This window comes from Winogradskyella sp. (assembly GCF_025210595.1).
GTDB lineage: Bacteria > Bacteroidota > Bacteroidia > Flavobacteriales > Flavobacteriaceae > Winogradskyella.
The window spans coordinates 1-11,905 of sequence record NZ_JAOARH010000127.1 but is presented as its reverse complement, the minus strand read 5'-3'; the positions used below and the strand labels follow the sequence as shown (position 1 = coordinate 11,905).

Annotated in this window: 9 protein-coding genes and 1 pseudogene; 4 read left to right on the top strand and 6 right to left on the bottom strand. The window is 32.1% G+C overall.

What is annotated here, in order from left to right:
• The first annotated feature begins 55 nt into the window (after positions 1-55).
• Positions 56-1,375, top strand: a complete 1,320-nt coding sequence (locus tag N4A42_RS12755) for a pitrilysin family protein (RefSeq protein WP_294074639.1) — start codon at positions 56-58, stop codon at positions 1,373-1,375.
• Positions 1,376-1,394: 19 nt separating this feature from the next.
• Positions 1,395-3,482 (top strand): insulinase family protein, encoded by a 2,088-nt coding sequence (locus N4A42_RS12750; protein ID WP_294074637.1) that lies wholly within the window; start codon positions 1,395-1,397, stop codon positions 3,480-3,482.
• Between the two features lie 48 nt (positions 3,483-3,530).
• Here the strand turns inward: N4A42_RS12750 and N4A42_RS12745 are convergent, their stop codons facing one another.
• Entirely contained in the window at positions 3,531-4,409 is an 879-nt protein-coding gene (locus N4A42_RS12745; protein ID WP_294074634.1) for an EamA family transporter, read from the bottom strand.
• 95 nt (positions 4,410-4,504) lie between these two features.
• Between N4A42_RS12745 and N4A42_RS12740 the strand changes: the two genes are divergently transcribed.
• Positions 4,505-5,026 (top strand): heavy-metal-associated domain-containing protein, encoded by a 522-nt coding sequence (locus N4A42_RS12740; RefSeq protein ID WP_294074632.1) that lies wholly within the window; start codon positions 4,505-4,507, stop codon positions 5,024-5,026.
• A gap of 58 nt (positions 5,027-5,084) precedes the next feature.
• Here N4A42_RS12740 and N4A42_RS12735 read toward each other — a convergent pair whose 3' ends face one another.
• The 3 genes from N4A42_RS12735 to N4A42_RS12725 all read right to left on the bottom strand — a co-directional run bounded on the left by N4A42_RS12735 (position 5,085) and on the right by N4A42_RS12725 (position 9,775).
• The gene (locus N4A42_RS12735) at positions 5,085-5,444 is read right to left on the bottom strand and encodes a hypothetical protein (RefSeq protein WP_294074630.1); all 360 of its coding nucleotides are present in this window, start codon (positions 5,442-5,444) and stop codon (positions 5,085-5,087) included.
• Positions 5,445-5,526: 82 nt separating this feature from the next.
• A complete protein-coding gene (locus N4A42_RS12730; RefSeq protein WP_294074628.1) occupies positions 5,527-6,954 on the bottom strand; it encodes a DUF5689 domain-containing protein in 1,428 nt (475 codons plus the stop codon).
• Positions 6,955-6,982: 28 nt separating this feature from the next.
• Positions 6,983-9,775, bottom strand: coding sequence for a TonB-dependent receptor (locus N4A42_RS12725; protein ID WP_294074625.1), 2,793 nt, complete (start codon positions 9,773-9,775; stop codon positions 6,983-6,985).
• A 228-nt stretch (positions 9,776-10,003) separates the two neighbouring features.
• Here N4A42_RS12725 and N4A42_RS12720 point away from each other — a divergent pair, with 228 nt between their 5' ends.
• Positions 10,004-11,083 carry an endonuclease/exonuclease/phosphatase family protein gene (locus tag N4A42_RS12720; protein WP_294074623.1) on the top strand — a complete coding sequence of 360 codons (1,080 nt, stop codon included), beginning with the start codon at positions 10,004-10,006 and terminating at the stop codon, positions 11,081-11,083.
• 75 nt (positions 11,084-11,158) lie between these two features.
• Here N4A42_RS12720 and N4A42_RS12715 read toward each other — a convergent pair whose 3' ends face one another.
• Positions 11,159-11,593 (bottom strand): hypothetical protein, encoded by a 435-nt coding sequence (locus N4A42_RS12715; protein WP_294074620.1) that lies wholly within the window; start codon positions 11,591-11,593, stop codon positions 11,159-11,161.
• Positions 11,594-11,641: 48 nt separating this feature from the next.
• Positions 11,642-11,905 (bottom strand): annotated as a pseudogene (locus tag N4A42_RS12710) (penicillin-binding protein 1C); the annotation flags it as partial.

Sequence of the window (11,905 nt, the reverse complement as noted above, 5' to 3'; positions counted from 1 at the left end):
CACTTTGCTTAGACAAACACTAAAACATTTTTTTAAAACTTAAACACAATTCATAATGAAAAAAAGCTTATTTACTCTAGCGCTCTTGTTGCTAGTTGGTATTTATGCCAATGCTCAGCAAGTAGAATTTGAGGAGTATGACTTAGACAATGGTATGCACGTAATTTTGCATCAAGACAATTCAGCTCCAGTAGTAACGGTTTCTGTAATGTATCATGTTGGAGCAAAAGACGAAGATCCAGAGCGTACTGGTTTTGCTCATTTCTTTGAGCATTTATTATTTGAGGGAACTCAAAATATTCCTCGTGGAGAGTGGTTTAATATTGTAACTTCTAATGGAGGAAGTAATAATGCAAATACTACTGATGATAGAACTTATTACTATGAAGTATTCCCTTCTAACAGTGTTGAGTTAGGTTTATGGATGGAGTCTGAGCGTTTATTACACCCAGTAATTAACCAGATAGGTGTAGATACACAAAACGAAGTTGTTAAAGAGGAAAAGCGTCTACGTGTAGACAATCAACCTTATGGAAATATATTGGCTGAAGTAAAAAAGCGTATGTTTAAGGTGCATCCTTACAGATGGGCTACAATAGGTTCTATGGATCATTTAGATGCTGCTACTTTAGAAGAGTTTCAAGCGTTTAACAAAAAGTTCTATGTGCCAAACAATGCTGTTTTAGTAGTAGCTGGTGATATAGATAAGGCAGATGTTAAGAAAATGATTAAAGATTATTTTGGTCCTATCCCAAGAGGTGAAGAGGTTACAAGAGATCTTCCTAGAGAAGCGCCAATAACTGAGCCAATGAGAGATAAAACTTATGATCCTAATATTCAAATTCCTGCTGTGATTGCTGCATACAGAACACCATCTTTTAAAAATAGAGATGCTTATGTGTTAGATATGATTTCTAGTTATTTAAGTGGTGGAAAAAGTTCTGTTCTTTATAAAAAAATCGTAGATGAGCAAAAACAAGCACTAGCTGTACAGGCAGTAAATATTAGCCAAGAAGATTACGGTCTTTATGCATTATTTGCATTGCCATTAGGCGATGTGTCTTTAGATACGTTAATTGCCGAAATGGATGAAGAAGTTGTGAAAATTCAAAACGAATTAATTTCAGAACGCGATTATCAAAAGCTTCAAAATAAATTTGAAAACGACTTTGTAAGTTCAAATTCAAGTGTGTCAGGTGTAGCTAACTCTTTGGCTAGATACTACATGCTGTATGATAATGTTAACCTAATTAATAACGAAATAGAGATTTATCGTTCTATAACAAGAGAGGAAATTAGAGATGTTGCTAAAAAGTATCTAAATCCTAATCAACGTTTAATATTAGAGTATTTACCAAAGAAAGATGATCAATAAAATAAAAATGAATAGTAATATGAAAACTAAAATATCAGCATTTATTGTATTGTTTTTAATGGCAGTAGGTGTAAATGCACAAATAGACCGATCTAAACAGCCAGAGCCAGGTCCAGCTTCTAAAATTATTTTAAAAAAACCAGGGGAGTTTAAATTAAAGAATGGTATCGAAGTATTGGTTGTAGAAAACCACAAATTGCCAAGAGTATCTTATTCTTTAAGAATAGATAACAAACCTATTGTAGAAGGTAACAAAGCAGGTGTGTCTAGTATTCTTGGAGCTATGTTAGGTAATGGAACTACTAGCATTTCTAAGGATGAATTTAATGATGAAATAGATTTTTTAGGTGCAAGATTAAGTTTTGGTGCCCAAGGAGGTTTTGCAAGTTCGCTTTCAAAGTATTCTGATAGAATTGTAGAATTAATGGCAGATGCTGCAATTAATCCTTTATTAACTAAAGAAGAATTTGAAAAAGAAAAAGAAAAATTAATAGAAGGTTTAAAATCAGAAGAAAAAAGTGTAGATGCTGTTGCAGGTAGAGTAGGACCAGCTTTATCTTATGGTGTTAAGCATCCAAGAGGAGAGTTTGTTACAGAAGAAACTTTAAATAATATTGAATTTGGTGATGTATTAGCGTTTTATGAAAAATACTTCAACCCAAACAATGCTTATTTAGTGGTAGTTGGTGATGTGAAAATGAGTGACGTTAAGCGTCAAATGAAAAAATACTTTGGCAAATGGGAAAAATCAGCTGGTGTTGATATCACAATCCCACAACCAATGCCAAACGCTCAATATACACAAATCAATTTTGTGGATATGCCAAACGCTGTACAATCTAGCATTTCTTTAACTAACAATGTAGATTTTAAAATGAAAGATGAAGACTATCATGCTGTGCTTATTGCTAATAAGATATTAGGTGGTGGTTTTGGTAGTTACTTAAACATGAATCTTCGTGAAGAGCATGGTTATACTTATGGTGCACGTTCTTATATTGGTACTAGCCGTTATAATGCTTCGCGTTTTACAGCAGGTGCATCTGTAAGAAACATGGTTACAGACAGTGCTGTTGTTGAAACACTTAAAGAAATTAATAGAATTAAGACTGAGCCAGTTGATACTGATGATTTGGCTAATGCTAAAGCAAAGTATGTAGGAGACTTTATTTTAGATTTAGAAAGCCCTAGAACTATTGCAAACTATGCTTTAAACATTAAACTTAATGATTTACCAGAAGATTTTTATTCTACTTATCTTAAGAAAATAAATGCTGTTACAAAAGACGATGTTATGCGTGTAGCTAATAAGCATTTTAAACCACAAAATGCTCGTATCGTTGTAGTAGGAAAAGGAAGTGAAGTTATAGAAAATCTTGAAAAGACAGGTATTCCTATAATGTATTATGACAAATATGCTAATAAGACTGAAAAGCCAGTTTTCTCTAAGCCATTACCAGAAGGGTTAACTGCAAATGATGTTTTAGGCAACTACATTAAAGCCATTGGTGGTATGGAAAAATTAGAGTCTGTTAATACTATCGTAACAGAAATGGGCGCTAATTTCCAAGGACAAAGTATGACTACTGTTTTAAAACAAATGTCACCTAACTTAATGAGTAATGAGGTAAGTATGGCAGCTATGGGAACTGTATTTAAACAAGCATTTGATGGTGAAAAAGGTTACATGATGCAAATGGGTCAGAAACAAGATATGCCAGAGGAAATGATTAATTCAATGAAATCTAAAAAATCTATTTTTAAAGAGTTAAACTATTTAGCTAACAAAAAGGAGATGGTTTTAAAAGCTATAGAACCAGTAGATGGAAAAGATGCTTATGTTATAGAAATGAAAGGTGATACTGAAGAAAGTAAAACTGTAGTTTATTTTGATGTTGCATCAGGATTAAAAGTTAAAGAATCTGAGACTGTAAAAGGACCTGGAGGGCAATTAATGACTCAAGAAACTACTTATGGTGATTATAAAGAATTTGATGGTGTTAAGTTTCCTCAAAAAATGTCTGTTCCTATGGCAGGTATGAAAATAGAGTTAACCACTAATTCTGTTAAATTAAATGAGCCATTGACAAAGAAAGATTTCGAATAGAAAACGCTTTATATAAACTTAAAAACCGAAGCTTTAGCTTCGGTTTTTTTATGTCTTACGTTTATGAGATAAATAAACACCTATTAATATAAGTATTGCAGCCAATCCTTGAACTAGGCTAAAAGATTCTCCATCTAAAACACCCCAAATAAGAGCTACAATTGGCATCACATAGGTTACAGAAGAAGCAAAAACTGGTGTAGAAATTTGAACAAGCTTATTAAAAAATACTTTAGCAACAGCAGTTCCTAAAATTGAAAGAATAGTAACATATAATAATGCATTTATTAAATTAGGATTGTTAAGGCGCTCAGTAGTGAAAAAGTCAGTAAATAATAAAATAATAAACGCAGGTATAATTATAAAAATATAATTACCTACTGCAATAGCTAGCGGTTTTACATCTTGTAAATGACGTTTTATAATATTAACATTAGCACCATACATTAAAGTAGAAACTATAACAAAGCCAGCATACAAATAGTTTTGATCTGGGTTTAATTCAGATCCTTTTAAAATCAATATAGCAGTGCCAACAAAGCCAATAACAACTCCCAATATTTGTCGTCTTGTTGATGCAATTTTAAATACTGTAAAACCTAAAATTATTGTATTTAGAGGCACTAAAGAATTTAATATAGATGCCACAGCGCTATCTATTTCCGTTTCTGCAATTGCAAAAAAGAATGCCGGAATAAATGAGCCTAAAAGACCAGAAAGGAATAACCACTTCCATTTAGATTTAGGAATGTTTTTTAAATGCTGAAAACCAGCAAGCAATAATATAACGCCTGTTATAATAGTTCTTAAAGCGCCTAGTTGATATGGATTAAGTCCTAAAAGCGATTTCTTGATAAGAATAAACGAACTTCCCCAGATTACAGAAAGAATGATAAGGTAAATCCATTTTACATTAGGGTTTTTCATACAAAAGTTTCGTAATGAATCACAAAAATCGTTAATTCTCTCGCAAAGAACATCAATATTTATTAGATTTATCCAAAATTTAATAGTTAAAATCTATGAACACATTTAAGAACATAAGTGTAATTGCATTAGTTTTATTGGTTTTCGTATCATGTAAAAACAATGCCGAGCCAGAAGTTAAAACTGTAGAAGTTGAGGTTGCTAGCAAAGAAGTTCCACAAACTCTAGATCCAAATGCAGTATATGCTAAAGTAGAGTTTGGTATTGAAGGGATGACCTGTGCTATGGGTTGTGCAAAGACCATTGAAAAGAAAATGGCTAAAATAGAAGGTGTAAAATCTGCTAAAGTAGATTTTGATAAGCGATTAGCTATGGTAGAGTATGATGAAGCAAAAGTAACGCCAAAGTCTTTAGAAGAAGCTGTTGCAAAAGTAGGAGATGTTTACAAGGTTAAGGATATGAAAGTTGTTGAGGCTTTCGATGCAAAAGCCAAAACATGTGCAGCAACTTGTAAAGAAAAGAAAGAATGTGCTGGTAAAACCGAAGCTGAAAAAAAAGCTTGCAAAGAGGCTTGTAAAAAAGAATGTGATAAGAAATCAGAAAATAAAACCAAATAGTTTTAAAGATCTTATTTAATAAATATTGAAACGCTATCCTTTTAAGGATAGCGTTTTTTTATAGTGCTTGTAGTAATATTAAACCAATAGATAGGCATGCCAAAGGTAAAATCCATAGCAAATATATTGAGTGACTAGATTTTAATTTTGCTCTAAGAATATTTCTTTTTTTACCATTATAGCGCATCCAGTTTTTAAATATTATAAAAACTGAAATTAAACCAAACAAGACCAAAAACTTAGTAAAAGACATGGTTGCAATCTTCATTTGGCTAGCAAAAGCTAAAAAGAAAGTGCCCAATGCGAACACTATAGAAGCCTCTAGTATGTCAATATAAAATAAGGCTAACTTATAGCTACGTTTCCCTAGTTTCTTTTTGTAGTAGTTAAAAACAGAAATGTAAAAATGGTCTAACATTTTTTATTTTTTTGAAGAATAAATGTAAACAAAAAAGACTGTCTCTCAGACAGTCTTTTTTTGCTATAATGTATAAAATAAATTATTGAGCTAAAATCTTTACATCACTTAAATCTATTGTAGTAGATACTGTTGCATTGTTACTATCATAAACAAAAGCGATGACAGCATTACCTGTAATCATAGAAAGATCTATTAAACCTGTAGATTCATAGTTGTTGTCAAAGAAGCCTGTGTTATCAGCTAAAGCATCAATCTCAGCAGCACCAATCTCTACCCATGTAGAATCATCAGGATTTGAACCTGTAGTATAATCGTTAGAGTAATAAGCTTTTAAAGGTTGTCCATTACTGTAAGCATCTGCTATTTGTAATAGTAATTGTTCATTACTTTGTGCATCAAAATCTATGCTTGGAGAAATCAACCAACTAACCATCTCATCAATATTACCTGAGCTGTAAGCTGAAGCTCTCATGTAATTTTCACCACTAAACCCGGTATTATACCAATCTCTTGTACCAACAGTGTTGGTTACTTCCCAGCTACCTTGGCTATCAAATGCTTCGTCAAAAACAACATTAAAATCATTGATGTCTAATGGAGTACAGCGCGCATTATTAAATTGAACATCATTTAAGTCATTGATTAACATTACAAGGTTATCTCCTCCATAAGATTTTAAAACTACTGCAGAGATAACACCTCCATTATCTGTTGGTAATGGTGTATTATAAAAATTAGAGAAAGAGCTACTTTCTAATAAGAAGTTTGTGTAACCAAAACCTTCGCAAGACTCTAAAGTTCTTTGAGTGTCAAAATCTTCAGAAGGGTCTCCAAAAGTACTACCATCTAGATTCTCAGGAAATTGAACATCAGTTGCAGTAACAAACATACCTACATGTGTCTCACTAATTTCAGAAAGACTTAATTGTAAAGGCACTATAGTTTCTGTAGTTGTAGATCTAAAGATTCTTGACGGTATTTGATTAGCAGTAAACTGACCAACTTCGTCATCATCTGTTTTTCCTCCAACAGATATCACTTCATTTGAGTTATAACCAACATACATGTCTTTTAGTCTAATATATACTTCACGTCCTACATTAAACTGATTATAAGAATCCACCTGATTTAGAAGTACTCCCATTGCTGCAGTAGGATTTTCAGGAGCATCTTGCATATAAAATTCTTTATAGAAATTACCAGTAGCATCAGATGAAGTAACATAACCTTTTACAACTAGATTATCTGGTATTTGTATAAAATGATCATAATCAAAACCACTTTGAGCATCTTCATATGTTTGATAAAGTGTTTTTAGGTCTGCAATAGAAATCAATGTATATTGAGGGTTCTCTGAATTTAAATCTCTTAAAATGTTTTCTAAAGCTTCATTTTCTTCAGATCCTAGGCTGTTAGGAACGCTGTAATCATCATCCTCTACACAAGAGGTAATTGCAACACTTGCAAATAAAGCAAGTAATACGGTTAATAATTTTGTTGTTTTCATAATTTGAAATTTATTTTTCATAGTTTTTTTAGAATCTAAAATATACATTTAAAAAGTAATTAGCACCACGACCATACCAGTATTTTGGTCCAAAACGACGCTTAGGGTTAGAGACATCTTCTAATAATTCTCTATAATTAGCATTACGACCTTGTTCAAAACCACCAGTTTTGTATTGCTTGTCTAAAATGTTACCAACACTAGCAAAGAAACCTACAAAGTAATCTCCTATTTTCCAAGATTTTCCACCAATTAGGTTTACAACCATGTAGCTGTCAAATTTTTCTTGTTTTAATAAATCTCTTGCAATTTCAGGGTCATAATCATTAAATGGTAAGCCATCTGTTGGTTCAGTGTAAAAACTAGATGTACGTAAAAGTGGACTAACATCTAAATATGCTCCTTCGAAGAAGTTTGCAGTAGCACCAAACCACCAATAATCTGGGTCTCTATATTCAAATCCAATAGAGTAAGCTTTTTGTGGTCCACCAGCTATTTTGTAATCCTGTAATTGAGCTTTACCATAAGAGGCAACTTGATCATCTGATGATACATATAAATATGGGTTATTATCATAAGTATATTGACCATAAGATGCTGCACCTTTTAATTTTATGGTTGGTGTTACTTGAGCTTCAATACCAAGTTCGGCACCAATATGCCTTTTGTCTACACCTTGTAATACTTCAGAAACTAAGTTGTTTGTTTCTATATTACCTTGATCGTCAATAAATCCTCCAATACCGTCTGCATAATAAAATGAAATTTCATTAGCATCTTCTATTTTTGTGTAAAATCCTGTTAAACGTGCTTTAACGATTGGAGATCTAAAAATATAACTTGCATCAAATGAAGTGATTTTTTCTTCAGTTATTTCTTCACCAGTTACATTAACGCCATTTACAGTGCCAACAACATCATGGTTAGCTCTAGAGTTAGAATAAGTGTTACGAAGCGATGGTGCTCTTGTAATGTAGCCAGCATTAACATCTAATAAATGCTTACCTGTTATTTTGTAGGTGAATCCACCTTTAGCTCCAAATCCAGTGAAATCTATTTTTTCTCCTTTTCCATAAGAGTTATCAGCATTAGCTTCATTTCTATATAAACCTTCTCTTTGGTAATCTGTTTTAGTAACACTTGCGGATAAGTAAAAATCTACTTTGTTATACTTAAAGATACCTTGTGCATAACCTGATAGGATATTTGCATAAAGATTATAATTGTATCTGTATTTATCACCTTCAAATGCTACTTGATCTGGGTTGTTTAAATCAAACTGAAAACCATCAAATGAATCTACATTTAAGATACCTGTTGTACTTCCGAGTAAATCGATAACTTCTGCAAAATTTTCAGATTTTAAATGCTTATAATTAACAGAAGCATTCAGTTGAATGTTATCCGTTAATTCAGTGTTAAATATAGTGTTTGCAGTGATTTGAGTGTCATCTACACGATCTTCATAAAGTACATAGGCAGCATTTGCACCACTAAGGTTATTGGTAAGGTTGGCATCAATAATACGATTCCAATTAATTTGACCATTATTTAAAAACTCTTGTTCTGCTAAGTAAGCCCCTTCATAATCTGGTCCATCACTATCAGCTAAAAAGTAGCTAGGTAAATTTTGATAATAAGCAGGGCTTGCATTTGCACCACCAGGAAAATCTATACGGCTATTACCTAATTTTCCCCATTGGTATGCAACATTAGTATTTAAAGTAGTTTTATCACTAATATCCCAATAATGGTTTAACATTAAAATAGGCTCTTCAGTTTCTTTAATACGAGAATTTTTCTTATCACCATCTAACCAGCCCCAATATTCGTTGTATTTTATACCTTTAAGATCATATACTTCTTGAGTGTTTGGAGATGATTTACCTCTTCGGTTTGGAGCGTAAATAGCAGTAAGGTTTAAACTATGCTTTTCGTTGATTCTCTTTTCAACAGAAGCAAAGAAAGAATTAGCATCGTATAAGGTGGCGTCTTGAAAACCTTCATCTCCCCAACGTCTTCCTATCATAAATGTATAAGCCCATCCTCCTTCAACTAAGCCTGAAGCATAAGAAGCCATTAAACGATTGGTGTAACTTCTATTAGAAGAAGAATAAGTAATACGACCTCCACTTCTGTAATGAGAGGCTCTGGTATCTATATTGGTGGTTCCTAAAACACCTCCAAAATTGTAGGCAGAAGGTGTAAGTCCAGTAGTAAACTCTTGGTTTCTAACAACATCATTTAAACCTCCCCAATTAGACCATTGAGGTCTTCCGTTATAAACTTTATTCATTTCTATACCATTTATAAGTATAGAACCATTATCAGAATCTAAACCTCGCATTCTAAAGAAAGAAGAACTAAATTCAAAAGCGGCAGTTCTTTGAAACACATCCATAGATGAAGATAATAAGCCAGAAATATTATCTGCACCTACATCATCATCGTTAAGTTCATCATCTGATAAACTTATAGAAAATAGATCTGGAGTATCAGAAACGTCTATTTGCATAAACATGTCTGAAATGTCCAAAGTTTTACCTTCGTTAACAACTATTGGAAACCTTGCGGTTAAATAGCCTGGTTTGGTAAGCTTAAGGACTTGTTCTCCTAAAGGAACATTTTGAGTAAAACGAAACGTTCCATTAGCATCTGTTTTTGTTGTTTGGTTTGTTTCTTCAATAGTTATAGTAACGTTTGGAAGAAAATCATTGGATACAGCATCTTTCACACTACCAGTAATCTGGGTTTGTTGTGCGTAAGAGGATAAAGTAAACAATGCACCTAGCAACAAAGTAATAATAAAGTTTTTTTTCATGCTAAATTTAAAATTGATTGTTATGATACATTAAATAATAGTTATTTAAGGGCTGCAAATTTACATCATTTATTAATTATTATATACTTTTGGCAAGCGATTTGTAAAGGATATAACAATTACATAATATATCAACTGTGAAACACCTTAGAAGTACTATTGTTTAGTGACAATTATAAGTCTAAGGCGTTCCATCTGAATTAACGTATAAAAATAAAAAATTATCAGATGAAAACATTAAAATCTCTACTGTTTCTTTTAGCATTTATTACCATTTCTAATATTTGGTCTCAGGAAGAAAAACGTTTCAAAATCCATACTGTAGCATTCTACAATTTAGAAAACTTATTTGATACGATTAACGATCCTTTAAAGTTAGATGAGAGGAGTCCTATCATGGAAATGAAAACCAATAGGGGAGAGGCTTATAAAATGAAGGTTAAGAATATGGCTCGTGTTATAGCTGATATTGGTAAGGATAAATCTGGTAATTCTCCTGCTGTAATTGGTGTTTGCGAGATTGAAAACAGAGAAGTCTTAGTAGATCTTGTTAATGATTCATTATTATTAGCCAAAGATTATGGTATTATTCATTATGATAGTCCAGATGCAAGAGGTATAGATGTCGCCTTATTGTATCAAAAAACTTTATTTCAACCCATAGAATCTAGTTCGCACGAGTTGTTGATTTATGATGATGCATCTAGAAAACGAATACACACTAGAGACCAGTTGTTGGTAAGTGGAAAATTAGATGGTGAGCTTATTCATGTTATCGTAAATCACTGGCCATCTCGACGTGGAGGAGAAGCTAGAAGTCGCCCTAAGCGTGTCGCAGCAGCAAAGCTTAATAAGCGTATTATTGATTCTTTGCAATCAATAGACCCTTATGCTAAGATTTTTACGATGGGAGATTTGAATGACGACCCAACAAATGAGAGTGTAAAAAAGGTTTTAAAAGCAAAAAAGAATAGAAAAAAAGTGCCTTTTAAAGGAATATATAACCCTTATGAAAAGATGTTTACTGATAAAGGGTTTGGAACTACTGCTTATAGAGACGCTTTAAGTTTATTCGATCAAATTTTGATGACTCAACCTTTAATTGAAAAAGATTTTTCTTCATTTAGATTTTGGAAAGCAGGTATTTATAACCCTACATATATGTTTAATAAACGAGGAAGATATAAAGGGTATCCTTTAAGGAGTTTTTCTAACGGAAGTTTTACAGATGGTTTTAGTGATCACTTCCCAGTATATGTGTACTTAATAAAAGAAGTACAAGACGAAAAAGAAAAAAAGGAAGAATAACACGAAGAGAAAAAACCAAAAAGGAGCAAAAATTAATTTTTGCTCCTTTTTTTTATTTAATAATATTTCTTTTTACTAGAACCAAAGGTCCCAAGGAATTTTAGCTAATACTAAAATTAAGGCTAACGAATAAAAGATGGCTATCACTTTAAACTTAGGTCGAGATACTAATTTCTTTTTATGTTTAGAATAGCCAATGGTTACTAAAGCAACAGCAATAATCATGGTTAAAGGGTGTTCTACAATAAGATTTCTCAATACAGAATCTTTCATAACTCCTCCCATACCAACTTCTTTTATAATAGAAAAATAGGGCTTTAAAAAGTATAAAACGATTCCTATTAAAAGTTGAATATGCATGGTGATTAAAGTAAATAACGAAATTCTAAAGTCCTTAGCATCAAATTCTTTATCGCCAAAAAACTTTATTAAAGCGTTAAAAGTTGCTAGCACTAAGATTAATAAGACTACATATGCCCAACCAGAATGTAAAAACTGTACAGTATTCATTTCCTATATTTTTTAGAGTACAAAAGTAAGTGAATTTAGAGAATAACTTTATTCCGAAATAGTAATTTTATGTTTTAGCTCATTACCAAGCTCATCAACAACAGTAATAATATGATTGCCTGTTTTTGGTAAAACAGCCATATCGTGTATGTCTTTTGTAAACCCTATAAAATCCTCATCTATGTACCAATAAAGTTTAGTTTCGGGTTTAGAGTGTGCCACTTTAAGTATTAAATTATTAACCTTACCATTAAAATCTTTAGGTAAAAAAATAGCGCTTTGCTGATGAGGATAAATAAATTCCATAGTAAT